Raw genomic sequence first — 22283 nt, 5'->3', positions numbered from 1 at the left:
ATGAAATACTCACGCGCTGACTTTCCCAAAGATTTCCTCTTTGGCGTGGCAACTTCTGCGTACCAGATTGAAGGGCATGCCCAAGGCGGTGCCGGACAGACCCATTGGGACACGTTTGCAGCATCGCCCGGCAACGTGGTGCGAGGGGAAAACGGCGATCTGGCCTGCGACCACCTGAACCGGTTTGCCGAAGACTTTGATCTGGTGCGCGAGGCCGGGTTCGATTGTTATCGGTTTTCGACAAGTTGGGCGCGGGTGCTGCCCGAGGGGCGCGGTCAAGTCAATCAGGCCGGTCTGGACTATTATGATCGCCTGGCTGACGCGCTGTTAGAGCGCGGCATCCGCCCCTGTGCGACCCTCTACCACTGGGAACTCCCCTCTCCGCTCGCCGATCTTGGCGGTTGGCGCAATCGGGATATTGCAGGTTGGTTTGCCGATTTCACCGAAGTCATAATGGGCCGTATCGGCGATCGCATGTACAGCGTTGCCCCGATCAACGAGCCGTGGTGCGTCAGCTGGCTGAGCCATTTTGAAGGGCACCACGCCCCCGGCCTGCGCGATATCCGGGCCGCAGCCCGCGCGATGCACCATGTATTGCTCGCCCATGGCAGCGCTATTCAGGCAATGCGTGGTCTTGGGATGGGAAATCTGGGCGCCGTGTTCAATCTTGAATGGTCCGAACCTGCGGACAACAGCGCTGAGGCACGACGCGCCGCAGACCTCTACGACGGCATTTACAATCGATTCTTCCTTGGTGGCGTGTTCAACAAAGCCTATCCCGAAAATGTTCTGGAAGGTCTGGCGCCTTACCTGCCCTCTGGCTGGCAAAATGATTTTGAAACCATTGGTGCGCCCGTCGACTGGTGTGGGTTGAACTACTACACCCGCAAACTCATTGCCCCTGCAAACACGGCCTGGCCAAACTTGAAAGAGGTCCCGGGTCCGCTGCCTAAAACGCAAATGGGATGGGAAATCGACCCAGCCGCTCTGACCAGGTTCCTGACGCGGACGCAGAAGGAATACACGGGCGACCTGCCAATTTACGTTACCGAAAACGGTATGGCCAGCCCGGAACGTCGGCAGGATGATGACCGTATCGACTATCTAAACCAGCACTTTTCGGCCGTTCAGGACGCATTGGACCAGGGTGTCCCGATCGACGGTTATTTTATCTGGTCATTGCTCGACAACTACGAATGGGCCTACGGGTACGAAAAGCGTTTTGGGTTGGTGGATGTGGATTTTGAAACTCTTGAAAGAACACCCAAAGCGTCTTTCCAAGCGCTGAAGTCCGCACTCAAAACAACGGATCGCGTCGCGTTGGCTCTGGCACAACCTGCTGGTTCGGTTCATGAACACTGGAATCTGGTGGCGGATGTTGGTGGCACGAACACCCGCCTAGGTGTTGTCTCAAACGGTCTATTGACCGATCTTCGCAGACACCCCACCGGCACATTGCCGGATCTCCTGGATGCCCTGCACAGTTTGCGCGACGAGATTGGGACCGATCCTCAGGCCGTTGTCGCCGCCGGAGCAGGCCCGGTCAGGAGCGGAACTATTCGCCTGACCAACGCGAATCTGGATCTGTCCGAAGCAGAACTGCACGAAGCGACCGGCGCCAAACATACCTATGTGATCAACGATTTCACGGCGGCCGCATGGTCGGTCGCCGAAGTGACCAGCGCAGAGGTCGCCGTTTTGCAAGGGGAAGCCACCCCCCCGGCTGGCACACGACTGGTTGTCGGGCCCGGGACCGGGCTTGGCGTTGGGGCGCTGCTCTATTCAGAAGGTCATTATCATACCGTGTCCGGCGAAGGCGGGCATGTCGGTCTGTCGCCTCGTCATCGCGAAGAAGTTGAAATTTTTGATGCAGCCCGTTGCATCGCGCCAAATAGCTTTTTTGGTGACAGTCTGGCGCTGGAAGCCGAGATGTTTCTAAGTGGCACTGGGTTGCCGATCTTATACCAGGCCACAGGTATGGCGGCCGGTCAATGCGATACACCGCTCAGGTCCGCAAAAGAAATCTTGCAAGATGCGCGCAGCGGGGCTGATGCAGTGGCGGTGCAAGCGGCCCAGATCTTCACGACGCATCTTGGTGCTTTGATGGGTGACATGGCTGTCACTCTGATGCCTACAGGGGGCGTATTTCTGGTCGGTGGCGTCGCGGAAAAAAACCGCTGGTTGTTTGGCCGTGAGTTTCGCGAGGCGTTTAACGGCGGTGGCCGTTTTAGTGAGCTGCGTCAGTCAATGAACCTTTATGTTTCAGAGCAACCTGAATTTGGCATTGTTGGCGCTAACAACTTCTGCAAAAATGCGCTTATGCGGTAAGCTTGCCGCCTCATACATATTTCAGAAGAGGACCCCGGGATGATCCTGTGCTGCGGTGAAGCCCTGATCGACATGATCGCCGAACCAACGGTTTCGGGCGCAAACGGTTTTGTTCCGCATTCCGGTGGGGCGATCTTCAATACGGCCATTGCGTTGGGACGGTTGGGTGCGCCGGTGGGAATGCTGACGGGGCTGTCTTCGGACATGTTCGGACAACAATTGGCAGATTCGTTACAGGCCAGCCACGTGGATGCATCGCATGTCATCACCTCAGACCGCCCCACAACCCTGGCCTTTGTCCAACTGCAGGACGGGCAAGCCTCGTACAATTTTGTTGACGAAAACACCGCAGGTCGGATGCTGCAAGCCGAAGATATGCCGACCCAGCTTTCGTCTGTGTCCGCGCTATATTTCGGCGGAATCAGCCTGGCTTGCGAGCCTTGCGCCGACGCCTATGCTGCCCTGTTGCATCGCCATGGATCAGAAAGTGCGGTTATGCTGGACCCGAATATTCGGCCTGGGTTCATCAAGGACCAGACCCGGTATCGCACGCGCCTGAACCGCATGGTGGCGCAGGCCGACATGATCAAAGTATCTGACGAGGATTTGGACTGGATTATCCCAGGCCCCGAAAGCCACGCTGAAAAGGTACCACTGTTGCTTCAGGCTGGGCCTTCGGTGGTCATTGTCACACGGGGCGGCGACGGGGCAACGGGTTATCTGGCGGATGGCACTGAGACCTCTGTTCCAGTCAAACCCGTGCAGGTCGTGGACACAGTTGGCGCAGGCGATACGTTCAATGCTGGGGTTGTTGCAGAACTACACCGATCGGGCCACCTGAGCAAATCCGGCTTACTTGGTCTGACCGCCGACAGTTTGCGCGCAGCCCTTGCGTTGGGCACCAAAATTGCCGGGGTAACCGTATCCCGTGCCGGGGCAAACCCACCGTGGGCTCATGAGCTTTGATCTGGTGAGGCAAGCACAATGAAAAGATCCGACATCAACCGCATCAAAGCTGAGGCCCATAGCTTCATCCAGTCTTTTGGTTTTGCTCTACCACCGTTCGCGGACTGGTCTCCGAAACAAATGCGCGGCCCCAAGGCGGAAAATATCCGCGAACGCGGGTTGGGCTGGGACATCACCGACTATGGTCAGGGAAAATTTGATGACCTCGGTCTATTCCTGTTCACCCTGCGCAACGGAGACGTTGGCGACCTGAACCAAGGTCGTGGTATGCTATACGCTGAAAAGCTTTTGATTTCACGTGATAAACAGCTGTCACCGATGCACCGTCATGTCATCAAGGCCGAGGATATTATCAATCGCGGTGGCGGTGATCTGGTCATGGAAGTCTATCCATCGAACCCAGATGGGGGTGTCGATCGTGACAACCCCGTGACCGTCCCAAGCGATGGCTGCCCGGTGACAATTCAGCCGGGCGAACTCCTGCGTTTGAAACCCGGCGCAAGCGTGACGCTGATGCCCGGCATTTGGCATGCTTTCTGGGCGGAACACGGCGATTGCCTCATCGGAGAGGTTTCTACCGTTAACGATGATCGCACGGACAACGTTTTCGAAGAGCCAATCCCCCGCTTTGCGACGATCGAGGAAGATACTGATCCCGATTTCCTGCTGGTCGCCGACTACTGACCCAAGCCTGAAGCTGGGTAAATTTGCGACGCAACTCCTCTTGTCATTTCCGACTCTTTTTGTCAGATAACGTGTGACCCAGTCAGATCCCTCGGAATCACGCCCGGTCAAGGACCAGAGACCGAGAGACGATAATGACAAAAACACTCACCGACCTATTGGCCATGGATACTATCGCCAGCCGCCACGGATGTGCGCTGAAGCCAAAGTTGCCGCAGGCAATTGAGGCCGCCCTCAGATTCCCAGCCCACGCAGCATCACCGCGGCGGGAAACCCCAATCGCCGAATGCGATCTGCCCGAAAACGTTCAAAGCCTGTCCAACCATTCAGTAAAAACGGAAAGGCGGCGCGCATGAGTTTCTCCACCTCCGGACAAAGCGAAGCGCGCGCACCCAATGCATCGCGGGATTTCGATGATTTCGAACGGGGCCTTCTTCCCGTCATGCGGCATTTCATCCTCAGCTTTTCGGAGCCCACAACCCAAGCCTGGCAACATGCATACTCGGTCGCAATCGAAAAGTGGGGGCACGATCAGGGCCTCAATCTTGCGCACCTTGTTTTCAAAGTCATCAAGGCCGCCTTGCATTGCCGAACTGACGGGCTGGCTTTCAAAGATCCTCTGAGCCTGGAAGACCGGCGGGAAGTCACTTGTGATGAGAGAGCGTTGCTGAAAATGCTACATCACATGCGACGCGATGAAACACCCGCTGCGCGAGACGCCGTTGGTCAGGTTACCGGTGGGTATCCCGATGCACATCTGCTTCAAGCCGGGCTGACATTGGCCAGCCGGTTTCCCATCAGCGGCGATCACCAAAGGCAATCGACACGACGCCCTTCTCTACGTGTGGTTCAGTGACGCCGCGCTGGCCATGACCTGACGCTTGACAATCGATGCGACACCAGACTAGCTGGCCGGGATGGTTCCCTTAGGTTTTCCTTGGGGATGAAAATGGGAATGCGGTGCGGCCCACGACAATCGGGCCAATTCCGTGACTGCCCCCGCAACTGTAGGCGGTGAGCGACGCCAAATCACCACTGGCCCAGAGGGTCGGGAAGGTTGGCCAAGCGACGACCCGCAAGTCAGGAGACCTGCCATCAGATGTTCAACCAACCCGGGGCGGGGCGTCCTGGAAGGAGGCTATGATGGCGCGTCTGCGTGTTCACAAGACTTGCACTTTCTGTCCGCATTTTTTGAGTGGCGGGGACTGCTATGTCCGATACTCCTGACCACTTTGTACTAATCTGCTCAACCTGCCAGGGACCAGTGGCGGCTGAAACAGCGCAAAAACTGCTGGATGAGCAGCTGCCAACCGGATTTGCGACGCGACTGATCGCATGCATGGCAGGGTGTGAACGGCCCATGACTGTTGGCCTACAGGCGAAGCAGAAAGCGCAGTATCTTTTCGGTGAAATCACAAGCCTAAAGGATCTGACCGCAGTGGCCGAGTTTGCCCATCAGTATCTCGACAGTGAGGACGGTTGGACCAGCGCGTCCGAGCGCCCGCCTGCCCTGCTCACCAAAACACTCTCGCGGTTGCCATGTTTGCCTGCCGAGAACGGGTCATGAGCTTTTTGACCGCCGAAGGCCTTGGATATTATGCATTGAATGGCGACGTCCTGCTTAAGGACGTGTCCTTCAATCTCGACGAGGGCGCGGTTCTGGCCATCGCCGGACCAAACGGTGCCGGGAAAACCACCCTCTTGAACCTGTTATGCGGTGTTGAACGGCTTGCCCTGGGCGATGTGCGTATCCGCAACCAAAGCCTACGTAGCTTGTCAGCGCAGCAAAGGGCGCGGACCATTGCCGTGGTCGGCCAACAGGAATTGCCGGACGGCCGCTTGAGGCTGCGGGACTACGTTGCACTGGGCCAAATACCCATTCAGGCTGACCGGTCAGCGGCTGACCACAAAGCAGATCTGGACCGGGTTCTTGCGATAACCGAGCTGACCCATTTGGCCGGTAAATCAATGCGGATGCTGTCAGGCGGCGAACGGCAGCGCGCGCATATTGCGCGTGCCCTGGCGCAAAACCCGTCGCTGCTGTTCCTGGACGAACCAACCAATCACCTGGATCCGGACGCCAAGGGGCATATGCTCTCATTGGTCGCAAATTTGGGTGTGACAGTGGTCATGATTGTCCACGATCTGGTCATGATCCCCGAGTTTGCCACCCATGTTGCGTTGATGAAAACCACCCGTCTGACAGGGTTCGGGCCTGTGACTGAAGTGCTGACCCCGGATCGCGTCCGGGACACCTTTGGAGTGGACTATTTGTGCTTCCAGCATGAAGGCCGCTTGATCCCGGCACTCGACATCCGAAAACGAAAACTGACATCATAACAGGAGTTTATCATGATGCAGAAACTCTGGCCTGTGGCGTTGATCACCGGCCTGGCCAACGGTGCAGCGGCGCACGAAATGTCCGTGGACAACTGCGGTGAGCCATTGGTGTTTGACACAATGCCCGAGCGGTTGGTTGTGCACGATATGAATATGACCGACATGGCCTTTGCGTTGGGTCTGCAAGACAAGATTGTTGGTCTGACCGGGATCACGGGTTGGTACAAAACCAGCCCAGATTTTGATGCGCTGCGTGGCGAAATCCCTGAACTTGCCCCAAAATACCCCACGATCGAGAATTTGGTGGCTGTCGAGCCGGATCTGTTCTTCGCCGGTTGGTACTATGGCATGAAGCCAGGTGGCGACGTGACGCCCGACACGTTGGCGCCCTTTGGCATCAAAACCATGATCCTGACAGAAAGCTGCGTGCATCTGGACAAGGATCGCCCCGACGCCAGCATGAACCTTCTGTTTGACGATGTATTGCGCCTGGGCAAGGTCATGCATGTTGAAGACAAGGCCGAAGCGCTGGTCACCGAATGGAAAGATCAGCTATCGGACATCGAAACACGGACCGCTGATCTGGCAAAGCCTCGCGTCTTCCTGTTGGACGGTCCGGCGGACGCGCCCTTTACGGCAGGCAAGTTTGCCATACCTGACGCGATGATCGCTGCCGCCGGTGGCGAAAACGTCACCCACGATCTGGACACCAGCTGGGGCCGCACCTCGTGGGAAGCTGTTGCCGCATCAAACCCCGAGTTTCTGGTGTTGTTGGACTACCAAACCGGCAATGGGGCGGCGGATACGTTCAAATTTCTTCAGGACCATCCAGTGATGTCGCAAACCGATGCGGTCAAGAACGAGCGCTGGATCGGGTTGCGATACGAAGAACTGACGCCCGGGCCGGCGAATATCGAAGCCATCGAGAAAATGGTGCGGGCGATGCACCCGGAAATCAACTGACATGGGCCATACAGGCCGGATAGTAGGGCTGGGGGCGGTCGTTCTGACCGCCCTTTTGCTGTTGTCCACTATCTATGGCACCACACCGATCCCAGTTTCGGACGTGTTGGCAGCTATTGGATTGGGAACCGGCCTGACCGAAGGTGAAATGTCGCCCCTGCACCGAATAGTCTTCGACCTGCGCTTGCCGCGCGCCTTGTTTGCGGCCGTGATTGGCGCAGGTTTGGGCGTTGTCGGCGTGGTGTTGCAAACCACGACACGCAATGATCTGGCGGACCCGTTCCTTTTTGGACTGTCTTCGGGCGCGGCGGCTGGGGCTGTTTTGGTCATCACCGTCACTGGTGATGTACTGGGCATCTGGACCTTGCCCCTTGCTGCATTTTGCGGCGGTTTGATTGCATCCGCTATCGTGCTTGCACTGGTTCAGGGGCTGCGCACCAGCGCGCCAGAAAAGCTGATCCTAGCTGGCCTGGCCGTTTCGTTCCTGTTTTCGGCAATCACAAACTACCTGATCTTTGCGGGCGACAGCCGCGCTGCACATTCGGTGATCTTCTGGATGCTTGGCGGACTGGGGTTGGCCCGGTGGGAGACGTTTCCGCTGGTACTCATCGGGCTTGGGCTGATCCTTGGCTACGCATTGTACCGCAGCCGCTGGCTGGATGCGCTGCTGACCGGAGATTTCACGGCCGCCACACTGGGCATTCCGGTTCAGGGTTTGCGCTTTCGCATGTTCTTCGTGGCGGCTTTGGCAACGGCAAGTTTCGTTTCGGTTGCCGGGGTAATCGGGTTCGTTGGCCTCATGGTGCCTCATATCGCACGTGGGATCGCCGGAACCCTGCACAGTAACCTTCTGATTGCATCCGCAATTGTTGGGGCGATCTTGCTTACCCTCTCCGATATTCTGTCGCGCCTTTTGCTGGCTCCACAGGAACTGCCCGTGGGGATCGTGACGACATCCATCGGATCGCTGTTTGTGTTTTTGTACTTGTTCAAATCAGCACGTACCGATTGAAGATCTCGGTTCGAACCCGGCCAGAAACAACTCGATCAGGACAAATTGTTGGCCAACAACAGCTGGATCAACGGGTTTGGAAAACGCCGCCGAAATGTCACCGCATGAAAGTTTTCTTTGATGCGCGGATGCTCTTGCGCCTCAACCAGCCGGCCCGAGGACAGCTCATCCTGAACCACAATCGGCGCGACCAGGGCCAGCCCGATATCTTCTCGGGCCAAAAGACGCATCATCGCCATGTCATCAACCTCGGCCGCGATCTGCGGGCGAACCGCAAGACGGCTGGCCATTGCGTCAAATGCCGTGCGGACACTGTTGTTGGTGGTCGGCAGAATGAAAGGGTGTTCCGCCAGCAAATCTTTGATCGCCCGCTTCGGGTCCAGCCGGGCCGGAGTACCCACAATACTTACGGGTTGTTCTGCTAGATGATGGGTTTCGAATTTGGTCAAGCTGTCGCTTGCGGGTTCATGATTCATCAAAACCAGATCGAAATTCAGCGTTTCCAACCCTTCGAGCAATTCGCTTGGGCTGCCTGACCGCAAGATGACCTCAACATCGGTTCGCCCTAAAATAGGCCGCAGAAACCCGATCTGAAAGTTCCGTGACAAGGTCGCCTGAGCCCCGACACGCAGCGCTTGCCTTGTGTTTCCTGCGTCTTGCAAAGTGGCCACAAGTTCTTGGCCGGTTGCGAAAATTGCGTCCGCATGGTCCAGCGCAATGCGGCCCGCTTCGGTCAGGTGCAGCTTGCGACCCCGGCGTTCGAACAGAGGGTGCCCCAGACGTTCTTCAAGATCCTTGATCTGAACTGACAAAGCAGATTGCGACAGGTTCAAACGTTGTGCTGTACGGGTCAGGTTCCCGTCATGTGCGACGGCCCAAAAATACCTCAGGTGATGATAATTCAGTGGCATATCGTTCCATCTAATAGAATGATATCAACCAAACAATGAATTTTTAATAATCATACTTACGAAATATGTCCTGCTAGGCGGGCTGATGCAGCCCGAAACCTTGAGGGACCTACATCATGAGCCACTTGTTTCTTCCATTGCTGAGCCCTTTGTTCTTACTGGCCTCAGCCTGGTATGCCAGCAAACATCCGGGTTTGCGCCCCGGCATAGTCCCAAAGCTGTCAGAATGGTCGGCCTTGGCAGCGTTTGCAGTGTCGGCCTTGGCGGCTTTGTTGTTGATCACCCAAGGCGCAGGGACATCCAGCTTGATCGGATTGTGGGGAATCGGCCTGTCTGTACGTCTGGACGCGGTCAGCGCCATAATGCTGGTTCTAGTCAGTTTCATCGGCTGGATTGTCCTTCGGTATTCCGCAACCTACATGGACGGAGAATCCCGTCAGGGCGCCTTTATGGGCTGGATGTCGGCCACGCTGGCAGCGGTTTTGCTGCTGGTGATGTCGGGCAATCTAAGCCAATTGCTAGCGACCTGGGTTGTGACAAGCCTGACGTTGCACAAGCTCTTGCTGTTCTATCCAGACCGCACCACGGCGCAACGCGCCGCCCGCAAAAAGGCAGTCGTCGCCCGGATCAGTGAACTCTCATTGGCGGGTGCTGTACTACTGCTGGTTTTGGTCTATGGCACCTCGGACATCACCACGATCTTGTCCTCGGCGCAGCCCACGGCACTGACCATAGCCGCCGCGCTGCTGATTGCCGTCGCGGCTGTCCTGGCGTCAGCGCAATTCCCAAGTCATGGCTGGTTAACGGAAGTTATGGAGGCCCCTACGCCGGTTTCCGCCCTGTTACACGCTGGCGTCATCAATGCTGGCGGGTTCCTGTTGATCCGGTTTGCCGATGTCATGCTGGTGGCGCCGGGGATCATGGCGTTATTGGTTATGTTAGGCGGGTTCACCGCGCTGTTCGGCGGTCTCGTGATGCTGACACAACCTGCCGTCAAAACATCACTAGCCTGGTCCACCATTGCGCAGATGGCGTTCATGATCATGCAATGCGGGTTGGCCCTGTTTCCACTGGCGCTGCTGCATATCGTGGCACATTCCCTCTACAAGGCGCACGCCTTCCTCAGCGCTGGTGAGGCTGTGCGCAATGTGGCCGCAACGCGCAAACCCGGCCCGGTTGCAGTGCCAAGCCCAAGAAATGTCCTGCAGGCATTTGTGATTGGAATTCTCATATACGGCGTGGTTGCCGCGATCTTTGGCATCGACGGAAAGTCAATTCAGGCGATCGCTCTGGGTGTGATCTTGATCTTTGGCGTCGCGTATTTGCTGGCGCAGGGCTTTGCCGATGCCGCACCTGGCGCACTGACGCGCCGCACTGTGATCTATGCAAGTGTCACCTCGGTTAGTTACTTCGTGCTCCAAATGGCCGCGCAACACCTGACTGCAGGAACTCTGCCAACAACCCCTGCCCCCGGTCCCTTGGAATGGGCCCTGATCATTCTCGCCTTGGTCAGCTTTGGCGCTGTTGCGCTAGCACAATCCACCTTCCCGCTTTGGGCATCGCATCCGGCTGCCGCCGGTTTACGGGTCCATCTTTCGAACGGGCTGTACGCAAACGCAATTTTTGATCGGCTGCTGGACGGATGGTCCAGGCACCGGGCCGCGTGAAAGGACCACTTGAGATGCATATGAAACACGAAAGCTATCCCGCCGCTCTTTTGGAACTGGTCGCAATTGCCAATGATGCTGTCCGGCAGGTACCGCCACTGTTCCCACTTGCGTCAAGCGTTGCCGTGAACCCGTTCCTTGGACACCAAGACGAGAGTTTCGCCGTGACCGCGGCCCGCCTTGAGCGGGTCGCTGGCACACGTATCACGCCAGATCGGTCAGTTTGGGCACAAAAGCTCAGGACAGGTGAACTGTTGGATGCTGATCTGGTCGAGGCGCGCACGGCCATCGACACTCCGTTTGATATTCCCAGCCTTGAGGACCTGAAGGCTGCATTGGGCGCAGAACCTGCACCTATGGCAGCGTTGCCTACAGTTGCTGAACTTGCCACCGAAGTATCGGGCGTCGATTGGTCGGGATTGATTGAGGAACGGATTGGCGCTTGGGCGGCCAGTCACTTTGATCAAGGGCAAGCGCTGTGGCAGCCCGCCCGGACAGGCTGGGCGTTCAGTGCGTGGCGTGACTTTGCCTCGCGTGATCTGACACTTGAAATTCATGGGCTAAAAGGATTCGGCGCCTTCGTGGCCGGGACCAACAGATCACAATGGCGCGCCATTGGCCGGGCCTGTGAAACCCTTGGTGTGACGCCGGGCTCGGCAGGCACAGCCTTTCATCGCTGGCTCATCACGCTGGGCGGTTGGGCGCAGTATGCGCGCCACCTCTTGTGGCAAGCCGAGCTTGCAGGGCAGACCGAAACGACAACGACGGAACTACTGGCCATTCGGCTGGTGTTTGAAGAGGCGTTGTTCAATCAATATCGGGATCAAATCTCGGCCCGTTGGGTCGAAACAATCGCTCAGCACGAAGCACCTATTACCCCGACCCGAGACTTGGCTGTCGACGCGATCTGGCAAGACGCTACAGAACGGGCGCAGCAAAGGAAGCTTAGCGAAGCTCTGACGGCGCATCACCCTCGCAAAACTGAAGGACGCCCATTGGTTCAGGCTGTGTTTTGTATCGACGTACGGTCTGAAGTGTTCCGCCGTGCGCTTGAAGCACAGGGCGCCGGTATTGAGACAATTGGCTTTGCCGGATTTTTTGGGCTGGCCAGTGCTCATAAGGCCGCCGGATCAGATGTGACCGAGCTGCGCGGACCGGTCCTGTTGAACCCAAATGTCACCTCAACTGCGGCGGAGGATCAGCACGCTGATCTCAAACGTCGGTACACTGCGCGGGCCAAGCGTGCTTGGGGTCGGTTCAAACTGGCAGCAGTATCATCGTTCGCCTTTGTCGAAGCCACCGGCCCCGTTTATGCTGGAAAACTATTGCGCGATGCGATGGGTCCGAAGAATGGGACTGGCCGGATCGATCCCGCCCCGCAATTGGACCCGTCAATTGATCTGGCAACGCGTGTTGATATGGCCAAATCCATACTGACAGCGATGTCACTGACCGATAATTTCGCGCCAATTGTCATGCTGACTGGCCATGGTGCGGATGTCACAAACAACCCGCACGAAAGTGCGTTGCAATGCGGCGCCTGCGGAGGGCATGCAGGGGATGTCAGTGCGCGCCTTTTGGCTGGCTTGTTAAATGACGGCGCGGTGCGTGACGGGTTGCGTGCGGCAGGCATCGATATTCCGACGGATACGCTGTTCCTGCCAGCGTTGCATCATACGACAACCGATGAGGTGACTCTATTCGATCAGGATATCGGTAAGGGTGCGCAGGCAGAGGAAATTCAAAATCTGAAAGGTTGGTTACAGTCAGCCGGACGTTTGGCGCGGGCCGAACGCGCCGACCGACTGCCGCGTGCGACCAAATCGGACGACATCGCGCGCCGCGCCGTGGATTGGGCCGAGTTGCGGCCGGAATGGGGATTGGCCGGATGCCGGGCCTTCATCGCGGCCCCGCGCAATCGGACCGACGGGGTCGGCCTCGCTGGGCAATCATTCCTTCATAGTTACGACTGGCGCGCAGACGAAGGTTTTGGAGTTTTGGAACTGATTATGACCGCGCCAGTCGTGGTCGCCAGCTGGATCAGCTTGCAATATTACGGTTCGACCGTCGCACCCAAACTGTCTGGTGGCGGCAACAAGCTGTTGCACAACGTTGTCGGTGGTATCGGCGTGGTTGAAGGAAATGGCGGGTCATTGCGGCCCGGGCTGCCATGGCAGTCGGTTCATGATGGCGAAAACCTGCAGCATGAGCCGCTGCGCCTGTCCGTTATCATCGAAGCCCCGATTGAAGCTATGAATGGCATCCTGGAACGGCATTCGGGTGTTAAGGCTCTGTTTGATAATCGCTGGCTACACTTGATTGCAATGGATGAGAACGGCGATCTGGCATGGCGCTATCATCGCGACCTGGAATGGGTCCCGATGACAAGCAGTGCTGAGGAACATCAAACTATAGCCGCAGAATAGTTGTGCCAGTTGGTTGGTCCCGACGCGTCCCCGGGCCAACTTCACACAGCGGAGCGCGAAAAAGTCAGAACAATGCCTTTTAGAAATCCAGGCCCAGATCGACTGTCCGCACAGAATGCGTCAGCGCACCGGATGAGATATAGTCCACCCCGGTCGCAGCAATGGATGCGATTCGGTCGAGTGTCACATTGCCGCTGGCCTCGGTCCTGATACGTCCGTCCACCATGGAAACCGCCTCGCGCAGCGTGTCATTGTCCATATTGTCCAGCAACACCACCGAGGCACCACCTACTTCAAGCACTTCTGCCAGTTGGTCCAGCCGGTCCACCTCGATCTCCACAGCCATCATGTGACTGGCTTGCGCCTTCGCGGCATCCAATACTTGGCGGATGCCACCCGCTGCGGCGATGTGGTTGTCCTTTATCAAAATTGCATCGGATAGCGAGTAGCGATGATTGAAGCCACCGCCATGCAGCACTGCCAGCTTTTCAACCATCCGAAGCCCCGGCGTTGTCTTGCGGGTGCAAGTCACGCGGGCCGAAGTACCTTTGGTTTGTTCAACGAATGCTGCCGTCTGCGTTGCAATTCCGGTCAGCCGACCGGCGAAGTTCAAGGCGACCCGCTCACCCGACAGGATGGACGCGGCAGATCCCGAGATAGTCATAAGGTTATCGCCTTTACGGCATGCAGCCCCATCCTGAGCATGTGCACTTACTTCAAGCGAAGGATCAACCAACCGAAAGGCAATCTCCGCCACTTGCATACCGGAAACAACCGCATCCTCGCGTGCGTTCAGCCGTGCTTGGTAGGTTACGCCATCGGGAATAACAGCGCGTGTCGTCACATCGCCATAGCTGCCGAGGTCTTCCATCAACGCAGCCTTGATCATCGGTTCGAGGACAAGATCAGGCAGGTTTGAGAAACTCATGTTAGCTCCTTGCAGGCCTGGGCCCGAATGGTGAGTGCATCGGACAGGTACATCCGAGACCGTTTGCCGGGCCCTTGGGTCGTTTCCGGAAAATCGGATCGCTCGTGGGCGCCGCGGCTTTCTTCGCGGACCAAGGCACCTGCGGCAATCAAGGTCGCGGTGGCGCACATATTGCGGAATTGCTGGCAATCGCCATGTTCCGCCTCAAGCGCTTCGATTACTTGCAACGCCCGCGTCAACCCTGCGCGGTCTCGGACCACCCCGACATCTTGCGTCATGGTCTTGCGCAGGTCTTCAACCGCTTTGGCCTTGTTGGGCGACTTACCGTCGGCAAATTGAATTTCGATTAAATCCGCATCTGCAACGGGTGGCAAAGTGTCCGCTATGCCGTCAGCACAGATGCGGGCGTAGACCAACGCTTCTAACAGGCCATTCGACGCTAATCTGTTTGCCCCGTGCAATCCCGTTGATGAGGCCTCGCCACACACCCACAAGCCACTAAGACTGGCCCGACCTTCAGTGTCGGTCGCAATCCCGCCCATGTGGTAATGCGCGGCCGGCGCTACAGGGATTGGGTCTGTTGCGGGGTCGATGTTATTGCGAGCACAGTAGCTAGCAACAGACGGAAACAGGTCTTTGACCCGCTCGCCCAAGGCTGCGCGCGTGTCAAGCATGGGCCGGTTCCCGGCCTGAACCTCCGCAAAGATGGCGCGGGCAACAACGTCCCGTGGGGCAAGTTCTGCGTCTGGGTGCATGGCCTGCATAAAACGCGCGCCGTGTTTGTTGATAAGAACAGCGCCTTCCCCGCGCAGAGCTTCGGTCGCCAAGGGTGCAGGATCTTCGCCCACGTCCATCGCGGTGGGGTGGAATTGGACAAATTCGGCGTCGGCAATCAACGCACCGGCCCGCGCGGCCATGCCAATAACCTGCCCGCGAATACGTGGGGGATTGGTTGTTAGTGCATAAAGACCACCGGATCCGCCGCCGGCCAACAACACCGCCGGGGCCCGCAATGTCACGGTCTGCGAACCATCCTCAGAAGCGTCCTGAACAGCGACGCCCGTCACATGCCCGTCCGACACGGCCAATCCAACGGCAATTGTGCCCTCGAGAACCTGAATAGACGGCGTTTCCCGGACACGATCAATCAAGGCAGCCATGATCTCACTGCCAGCTTGATCGCCCTTGACCCGCGCAACACGGGCGAAACTATGGGCGGCTTCACGGGACAGAACATAGCCGCCATCTTCCGAGCGATCGAAAGGTGTGCCCATCGTCGTCAAGTCGAGAATGTAGTCGCGTGCTTCGCGGGTCACCAGATCTGCAACATCGGGCACGACGGTTCCTGCCCCGGCTTTTACAGTGTCTTCTGCGTGGCTTTCCGGACTGTCCGCACTGTCCATAGCTGCGGCCACGCCACCTTGGGCCCATGCGGAACTGGCCCCTTCGCCCAACGGATCAGGTGAGATCACAGCAACGGGTCGCGGCGCCAGTTTCAGCGCGGCATAGAGCGCACCAAGCCCGGCCCCTACGATAACAACCCGGTCCGTCGTGATTTCGGTCATTTTCGATCAGAGACCAAGCTTGCGTGACAGATCAATCATCGCTTGCACCGACTTACGTGCCTTGTCAGCGACATCTTCATCGACCTCGACCTGACCTTCCATCGTGTGCAAAACGTAGAGAATCTTTTCCAGCGTGATCTTCTTCATGTAGGGGCACATGTTGCAGGGTCCGACAAATTCGACCTCTGGCAACTCATCGGCAATGTTCGACGCCATCGAACATTCTGTGATCAGCATCGCGCGCTCGGGCTTTTTGTCGTGAACGTACTTGATAATACCGCTGGTGGATCCCGAAAAATCGGCCTCGGCCACAACATCCGGCGTACATTCCGGGTGGGCAATCAATTGCGTGCCGGGGTTCCACTCTCTGAAATCGCGCAGATCTTTTGCCGTGTATTGCTCGTGCACAATGCAAGAGCCGGGCCAATATACAACGTTCTTGTGGCTTTCATTGGCGACGTTTTGCGCCAGATACTGGTCAGGCGTCATGATGACCGTATCGCTGTCCATCGCATTCACGATCTGAACTGCGTTGGACGACGTGCAACAGATGTCCGAGGCGGCTTTGACCTCGGCCGTAGTGTTTACATAAGAAACAACGGGTGCGCCTGGGTATTTGGCGCGCATCTCTTCAACCCCATCGGCCGTGATCGATTCTGCTAGCGAGCAACCGGCGGCCATGTCTGGCATCAGCACGGTCTTTTGCGGGCTCAGGATCTTCGACGTCTCAGCCATGAAATGCACACCGGCCTGAACGATCACGTCCTCTTTGACGTCGCTGGCTTTCATGGCCAGCTGCAGGCTATCGCCAACAAAGTCGGACACGCCGTGGAAGATCTCGGGTGTCATGTAATTATGCCCAAGGATCACTGCGTTACGCTCTTTCTTTAGCGTATTGATTGCACGGACATAGGGCGCATAGACTGCCCAATCCGGCGGGCTGATCACCCGGTCCATGCGCGTATAGATATCCTGCATCTCTGCGGCTAGCGTGGCCGAAGGGGCAAGATCATAGACGTCCGTCAGAACGGACCGAACATGTGTAATATCGAGCAACGGACGAACCACCTTTTAGTTGTCGTGTGCCTGGCGGGCTACATAAAAACATAGGCGTATCCGATAGAGTTTAAATCCGAAACCGGAAATTTCGACGTTAGCGCTAAGTTAAGCTGGCAAATCCATAGCTGGCAGGAAACGCCCGGGGTGCATCAGACATTCCAGGCGATTTGGTCACCCAAGGATGCCCGGCAGGCGCAAACCGTGTTCCCGGGCGCAGTCTTTGGCGATGTCGTAACCTGCGTCCGCATGGCGCCAAACACCTGAGGCGGGATCGTTCCACAAGACCCGCTCCAACCGTTTGGCGGCGGCGTCGGATCCGTCTGCACAGATCACCACGCCCGCATGTTGGCTGAACCCCATGCCAACGCCACCGCCATGATGCAGCGACACCCAGGTTGCGCCAGAGGCTGTATTGACCAAGGCGTTTAACAGCGGCCAGTCGGAAACAGCATCCGAGCCATCTTTCATCGCTTCGGTCTCGCGATTGGGCGAGGCGACCGAGCCACTGTCCAGATGATCCCGCCCGATGACAACGGGGGCTTTCAACTCGCCAGTGCGCACCATTTCATTGAACGCCAACCCCGCTTTGTGGCGGTCACCCAACCCGATCCAGCAGATCCGCGCGGGCAGACCCTGAAACGCGATGCGGTCCCGCGCCATGTCCAACCAGTTATGCAGGTGAGCGTTCTCGGGGAATAACACCTTCATTTTGGCGTCGGTCTTGTAGATATCTTCTGGGTCGCCTGAAAGGGCGCACCAGCGGAACGGGCCAACACCTCTACAAAACAGCGGGCGGATATAGGCGGGCACAAAGCCGGGGAAGGCAAAGGCATTCTCCAGTCCCTCATCCTGCGCCACCTGTCGGATATTGTTGCCATAATCCAACGTCGGCACACCCGCGTTCCAGAAGTCCACCATCGCAGAAACATGCTGTTTCATCGAGGCGCGCGCGGCTTTTTCAACCGATTTCGGATCGCTTTCGCGCTTGTCTTTCCATTGCGCCATGGTCCAACCCAACGGAAGATACCCGTTCACCGGATCATGGGCCGAGGTTTGGTCGGTAACGATATCGGGCCGCATCCCGCCCGCCTGCATCCGGTTATAGATTTCCGGGAAAATTTCAGCCGCGTTGCCCAGCAGACCCACCGACTTTGCCTCGCCCGCCTTGGTCCAACGGTCGATCAACTCAAGGGCTTCGTCCAGCGTTTCGGCTTTTTCATCAAGGTACTTGGTGCGCAGCCGGAAATCGATGCTGTCGGGGTTGCACTCAACAGCCAGACAGCAGGCCCCGGCGAATACGGCGGCCAGCGGTTGCGCGCCACCCATGCCGCCCAGGCCGCCGGTCAGGATCCATTTCCCAGTCAGGTCACCGTCATAATGCTGTCGTCCGGCTTCGGCAAAAGTCTCATAAGTGCCCTGCACGATGCCTTGCGTTCCGATATAGATCCAAGAACCCGCCGTCATCTGGCCGTACATCATCAGGCCCTTCTTATCGAGCTCATTGAAGTGGTCCCAGTTGGCCCAATGCGGCACAAGGTTGGAATTCGCAATCAGCACCCGGGGCGCGTCTGTGTGGGTTCGGACAATGGCGACGGGCTTGCCGGACTGAACCACCAGCGTTTCGTCGTCTTCCAACTCTTTCAAACTGGCGACAATCGTATCAAAATCCTTCCACGTCCGCGCAGCGCGACCAATGCCACCATAGACCACCAGCTCATGCGGGTTCTCGGCCACATCAGGATGAAGGTTGTTCATCAGCATCCGCATCGGCGCTTCGGTCATCCAGCTTTTGGCATTCAGTTCCGGTCCAGTGGGTGGATAAACGTCACGGGTGTTTTTGCGAGGATCGGTCATGGGGCAAGCTCCAATGCTGTATCTTGGATGGCGTCCAGAATGTCGGTGAGCCAGCGGCGCAGGCGGGTGGCTTTTTCGGGATCATAAGTCCATGGCGGGACCTCTGCGGTCAGATAAGTGGATTGGGCCAGCTCCATCTGAATAGCGTGGATACCCTCGGATGGGCGACCATAGTGTCGCGTGGTCCAGCCCCCTCGAAAACGCCCGTTCAAGACCGTGCTGTAGGGCGATGAGGCAGCAAATTCATGGGCAATGGTCTCGATGTCCGGCCCGCAAGTGGCACCGCCGTCTGTGCCAATATTCATATCTGGCAGTTTACCGTCGAACAGGAAGGGAATGCGGCTGCGGATTGAATGACAGTCATAAAGCACCGCAATCCCATGGATCGCTCTCACACGCGCGAGCTCTGCTTCAAGTGCTGTGTGATACGGGCTGTGGAACGTATCGCGCCGGTCCGAGATATCCTGCTCCGAAGGAGGAACATCCCAGATGTCCCGCCCGTCAAAATCGGTCAAGGGCACCAGCGTCGTCGTGTTCTGTCCCGGATAAAGCGACACACCCAAGGGGTCACGGTTCGCGTCGATCACATAGCGGTGGAACGTCGCCCTGACCGTCGTCATATCCGGCAAAAGCCCATCGTAAAGGCTGTGAATATGCCAATCCGTATCCGTCAGCTCCTTACCACGGGCGTTCATCCTAGCCTCGATCACAGACGGCACATATGTACCGGTGTGCGGCAGGCCAAGAACCACTGGGCCGGTGCCCCGTGTGATTTCGACGGGGTTCGTCATGCGCCAAGATCCGGCATGGTGATCCCCGTGCCTTGGGCAATCTCGCCGCTGCCAATCAGGGTCGCGGCGGCCTCGATATCCGGGGCGACATAACGGTCATCTTCCAGAACTGGAACAACCGCGCGCAGGCGAGCCATAACGCCCTGCAGCGCGTCGCTGGTTGGCAAAGGTGAGCGAAATTCGACACCTTGTGTGGCGCAAAGCAGCTCGACCCCCAGAATGCGTTCTAAATTGGTCACCATCTGCCCCAACCGGCGGGCACCATGGGCAGCCATGGAAACATGGTCCTCTTGATTGGCCGAGGTTGGCGTACTGTCAGTGACGCAGGGATTGGCCAGATGCTTGTTCTCGCTCATCAGCGCGGCAGTGGTCACCTCGGCGATCATATAGCCTGAATTCAACCCGGGGTTGGGGGTCAGGAAAGGCGGCAGATCAAAGCTCAGCACCGGATCAACGATCAGGGCAATGCGCCGCTGCGCAATAGCTCCGATTTCTGCCAGGGCCAGCGCGATCATATCGGCGGCAAAACCCACCGGCTCGGCGTGGAAGTTCCCGCCCGATACGATCAGCCCCGCTTTGGACAAGACCAGAGGATTGTCCGTGGCCGCATTGGCTTCAATCTCAAGCGTTGTCGCCGCTTGACGCAAAACATCCATCGCTGCACCGACGACCTGAGGCTGGCAGCGAATGCAATAGGGATCCTGCACGCGTGTATCGCCGTCCCGATGGCTTTCACGGATAACAGATCCGGCCAGGAGGGCACGCATGGTTGCCCCGGCTTCGATCTGACCGCGATGACCGCGCAAGCTGTGAATTTCGGGCTGCAGCGGAGCAGTTGAGCCCATAATCGCATCGGTGGTCAGGGCCGAGGTGACCAGAGCGCTTTGCGCCGCCTGCCAGGCTCCAAACAGACCGGCCAACGCAAAAGCAGTGGAGAACTGCGTACCATTGATCAGCGCCAGCCCTTCCTTGGGGCCCAGTTCAACCGGGTTCAAACCAGCTGCCGCCAGGGCCGCGTCGCCGGGCATCACGTTACCTTTGAATTCGGCCTCTCCAGCACCCATCATGACAGCAGCCATATGCGAAAGGGGCGCGAGATCACCCGAAGCCCCAACCGAGCCCTGCGCCGGGATCACGGGCGTAACGCCTTTGGCTAGCATTGCCTCTAGAAGGTCAATCAATTCCAACCGTACACCTGATGCACCACGCCCAAGGCTGAGCAGCTTTAACACCATCATCAATCGCGCATGTGCACGCGGGATCGCTGGCCCAACACCACAGCAATGGCTGAGGATCAGGTTGCGCTGCAGGGTCGCAGTATCCTCGGGTGCGATCTTGACGCTGGCCAGTTTGCCAAAGCCAGTATTGACACCGTAGACCGCCGCATCGCCAGCTGCGGCGGCGGCGATGCTTTGGTGCGCAGCCTCAATCGCAGGGCGGCAAGTCGCATCCAAACGCACGGCGCATTCTTTGCGGAACACCTGTTCAAGTTGCTGTAAAGAAACAGTGCCGGGGGTCAGCGTCAGCCTTTTCACAGATCACCTCCGGTAATTCGGGTATGCAACGGATTAAAGCTAATGCGATACGACAGTTCGGCCGGGTGGGTTACGTTCCAAACCGCCAGATCGGCGCGCAAACCCGGGGCGATCTGACCGCAATCTGACAGACCCAAGGCGCGAGCCGCGTGGGCCGTGACTCCTTGCAGGGCTTCTTCGGGCGTCATACGAAACAGCGTGCATCCCATATTCATAGCCAAAAGCAATGAGGTCATCGGAGCCGATCCCGGGTTGCAATCCGTGGCCAACGCCATGGGCACGCCTGCTGCTCGCAGCAGATCAATTGGCGGTGCCTGTGTTTCGCGCAACGTGTAGAAAGCACCCGGAAGGATCACGGCAACGGTGCCTGCTTTGGCCATGGCGTCAACGCCGTCCTGATCGAGGTATTCGATGTGATCCGCTGACAATGCGCCGTAGTTCGCTGCCAGTTTCGCCCCACCCAGGTTCGATAGTTGCTCGGCGTGCAGTTTGACAGGTAGTTCCAGTTCTTTGGCAACCTCGAACAGCGGCACCAATTGCTCGGGCAAGAACGCGATGCCTTCGCAGAACGCGTCCACGGCATCCACTAACCCCTGCGCATGAGCCTCTTTCAGTGTCGGGATGCACACCTCAGCGATATACGCCTCTGCCCTGCCATTGAATTCGTCGGGCACAGCATGCGCGCCAAGAAAGCTGGTCACGACACGGATGGGACGATGGCTCGGCAAGGCCCGTGCGGCGCGAAGCGTGTTCAACTCGGTATCCCGGTCCAAACCATAGCCGGATTTGACCTCTATGACCGACACACCTTCGGCCAGCATCGCATCGACGCGCGGCAGGGCCTGCGCGATCAGGTCGTCTACACTGGCTGCGCGCGTGGCTTTCACGGTCGAGATGATACCACCGCCAGCGCGCGCCACCTCTTCGTAACTGGCCCCGTTCAGGCGCATCTCGAACTCAACGGCGCGGTGGCCGCCGTGGACCACGTGTGTGTGACAGTCGATCAGCGCAGGCGTCACCAAACGCCCTTCCAGCGCGGTTCGGGGTCGATCCGCATATTTGTCCGGTAGGTCTTCTTGGGGCCCAACCCAGACGATACGCTCATTCTCAACCGCTATCGCCGCACGCTCAATCAGCCCGTAGGGCACCGACCCGCCGATCATCGTCGCGGCGTTCAGATCTGAAAATACGCGAACTTGCGTCTGCATTCGACTCAGAGCCCCTCTGCAATTCTCTCTTTTCTAGTACAAATCA

Annotated in this window: 19 protein-coding genes, 1 pseudogene and 1 riboswitch; of the genes and pseudogenes, 12 read left to right on the top strand and 8 right to left on the bottom strand. The window is 57.8% G+C overall.

What is annotated here, in order from left to right; genetic code table 11:
• The 10 genes and pseudogenes from Q1B13_RS11935 to Q1B13_RS11890 all read left to right on the top strand — a co-directional run.
• A pseudogene (locus Q1B13_RS11935) lies at nucleotides 1-1299 on the top strand (GH1 family beta-glucosidase); the annotation flags it as partial.
• 69 nt (nucleotides 1300-1368) lie between these two features.
• On the top strand, nucleotides 1369-2328 hold the full coding sequence (locus tag Q1B13_RS11930) for an ROK family protein (RefSeq protein ID WP_299080543.1): 960 nt from the start codon (nucleotides 1369-1371) through the stop codon (nucleotides 2326-2328).
• 39 nt (nucleotides 2329-2367) lie between these two features.
• Entirely contained in the window at nucleotides 2368-3294 is a 927-nt protein-coding gene (locus Q1B13_RS11925) for a carbohydrate kinase (RefSeq protein ID WP_299080309.1), read from the top strand.
• An 18-nt stretch (nucleotides 3295-3312) separates the two neighbouring features.
• On the top strand, nucleotides 3313-3978 hold the full coding sequence (locus Q1B13_RS11920) for a D-lyxose/D-mannose family sugar isomerase (protein ID WP_299080312.1): 666 nt from the start codon (nucleotides 3313-3315) through the stop codon (nucleotides 3976-3978).
• Nucleotides 3979-4112: 134 nt separating this feature from the next.
• Nucleotides 4113-4334, top strand: coding sequence for a hypothetical protein (locus Q1B13_RS11915; RefSeq protein ID WP_299080317.1), 222 nt, complete (start codon nucleotides 4113-4115; stop codon nucleotides 4332-4334).
• Complete coding sequence (locus Q1B13_RS11910; RefSeq protein WP_299080321.1) at nucleotides 4331-4834, top strand: hypothetical protein; 504 nt, start codon at nucleotides 4331-4333, stop codon at nucleotides 4832-4834. The genes Q1B13_RS11915 and Q1B13_RS11910 overlap by 4 nt, the downstream gene beginning before the upstream one ends.
• Before the next feature lie 45 nt (nucleotides 4835-4879).
• Nucleotides 4880-5090, top strand: a riboswitch (cobalamin riboswitch).
• Between the two features lie 98 nt (nucleotides 5091-5188).
• On the top strand, nucleotides 5189-5545 hold the full coding sequence (locus tag Q1B13_RS11905; RefSeq protein ID WP_299080324.1) for a DUF1636 domain-containing protein: 357 nt from the start codon (nucleotides 5189-5191) through the stop codon (nucleotides 5543-5545).
• The gene (locus Q1B13_RS11900) at nucleotides 5542-6318 is read left to right on the top strand and encodes an ABC transporter ATP-binding protein (RefSeq protein ID WP_299080327.1); all 777 of its coding nucleotides are present in this window, start codon (nucleotides 5542-5544) and stop codon (nucleotides 6316-6318) included. The genes Q1B13_RS11905 and Q1B13_RS11900 overlap by 4 nt, the downstream gene beginning before the upstream one ends.
• A 12-nt stretch (nucleotides 6319-6330) precedes the next feature.
• Complete coding sequence (locus Q1B13_RS11895) at nucleotides 6331-7281, top strand: ABC transporter substrate-binding protein (RefSeq protein ID WP_299080330.1); 951 nt, start codon at nucleotides 6331-6333, stop codon at nucleotides 7279-7281.
• Between the two features lies 1 nt (nucleotide 7282).
• Nucleotides 7283-8293: an iron ABC transporter permease gene (locus tag Q1B13_RS11890; protein ID WP_299080333.1), complete on the top strand. Its 1011-nt coding sequence runs from the start codon at nucleotides 7283-7285 to the stop codon at nucleotides 8291-8293.
• Nucleotides 8294-8328: 35 nt separating this feature from the next.
• On the opposite strand, the gene Q1B13_RS11885 is transcribed toward Q1B13_RS11890, so the two are convergent.
• Nucleotides 8329-9204, bottom strand: a complete 876-nt coding sequence (locus tag Q1B13_RS11885) for a LysR family transcriptional regulator (RefSeq protein ID WP_299080334.1) — start codon at nucleotides 9202-9204, stop codon at nucleotides 8329-8331.
• Nucleotides 9205-9320: 116 nt separating this feature from the next.
• Here Q1B13_RS11885 and Q1B13_RS11880 point away from each other — a divergent pair, with 116 nt between their 5' ends.
• Both Q1B13_RS11880 and Q1B13_RS11875 read left to right on the top strand, forming a co-directional pair.
• Nucleotides 9321-10871 (top strand): proton-conducting transporter membrane subunit, encoded by a 1551-nt coding sequence (locus Q1B13_RS11880; RefSeq protein ID WP_299080338.1) that lies wholly within the window; start codon nucleotides 9321-9323, stop codon nucleotides 10869-10871.
• 14 nt (nucleotides 10872-10885) lie between these two features.
• Nucleotides 10886-13297: a YbcC family protein gene (locus tag Q1B13_RS11875; RefSeq protein ID WP_299080340.1), complete on the top strand. Its 2412-nt coding sequence runs from the start codon at nucleotides 10886-10888 to the stop codon at nucleotides 13295-13297.
• Between the two features lie 79 nt (nucleotides 13298-13376).
• Here the strand turns inward: Q1B13_RS11875 and nadC are convergent, their stop codons facing one another.
• The 7 genes from nadC to hutI form a co-directional block, all read right to left on the bottom strand.
• Nucleotides 13377-14225 (bottom strand): carboxylating nicotinate-nucleotide diphosphorylase, encoded by an 849-nt coding sequence (gene nadC / locus Q1B13_RS11870; RefSeq protein WP_298935099.1) that lies wholly within the window; start codon nucleotides 14223-14225, stop codon nucleotides 13377-13379.
• On the bottom strand, nucleotides 14222-15790 hold the full coding sequence (locus Q1B13_RS11865) for an L-aspartate oxidase (protein WP_299080342.1): 1569 nt from the start codon (nucleotides 15788-15790) through the stop codon (nucleotides 14222-14224). The genes nadC and Q1B13_RS11865 overlap by 4 nt, the downstream gene beginning before the upstream one ends.
• Before the next feature lie 6 nt (nucleotides 15791-15796).
• The gene (nadA, locus tag Q1B13_RS11860; protein WP_299080344.1) at nucleotides 15797-16846 is read right to left on the bottom strand and encodes a quinolinate synthase NadA; all 1050 of its coding nucleotides are present in this window, start codon (nucleotides 16844-16846) and stop codon (nucleotides 15797-15799) included.
• A 174-nt stretch (nucleotides 16847-17020) separates the two neighbouring features.
• Entirely contained in the window at nucleotides 17021-18703 is a 1683-nt protein-coding gene (gene hutU / locus Q1B13_RS11855) for a urocanate hydratase (protein ID WP_299080346.1), read from the bottom strand.
• Nucleotides 18700-19494 carry an N-formylglutamate deformylase gene (gene hutG / locus Q1B13_RS11850; RefSeq protein ID WP_299080348.1) on the bottom strand — a complete coding sequence of 265 codons (795 nt, stop codon included), beginning with the start codon at nucleotides 19492-19494 and terminating at the stop codon, nucleotides 18700-18702. The genes hutU and hutG overlap by 4 nt, the downstream gene beginning before the upstream one ends.
• Nucleotides 19491-21029: a histidine ammonia-lyase gene (gene hutH, locus Q1B13_RS11845; protein WP_299080350.1), complete on the bottom strand. Its 1539-nt coding sequence runs from the start codon at nucleotides 21027-21029 to the stop codon at nucleotides 19491-19493. The genes hutG and hutH overlap by 4 nt, the downstream gene beginning before the upstream one ends.
• Entirely contained in the window at nucleotides 21026-22237 is a 1212-nt protein-coding gene (gene hutI, locus Q1B13_RS11840) for an imidazolonepropionase (protein WP_299080353.1), read from the bottom strand. Before hutI ends, hutH begins: the two co-directional genes overlap by 4 nt.
• Nucleotides 22238-22283 lie beyond the last annotated feature (46 nt).

The organism is uncultured Ruegeria sp. (genome assembly GCF_947489545.1).
Lineage (GTDB): Bacteria > Pseudomonadota > Alphaproteobacteria > Rhodobacterales > Rhodobacteraceae > Ruegeria.
The sequence above is the reverse complement of the archived record's forward strand: the minus strand, read 5'-3'. Positions and strand labels throughout refer to the sequence as shown.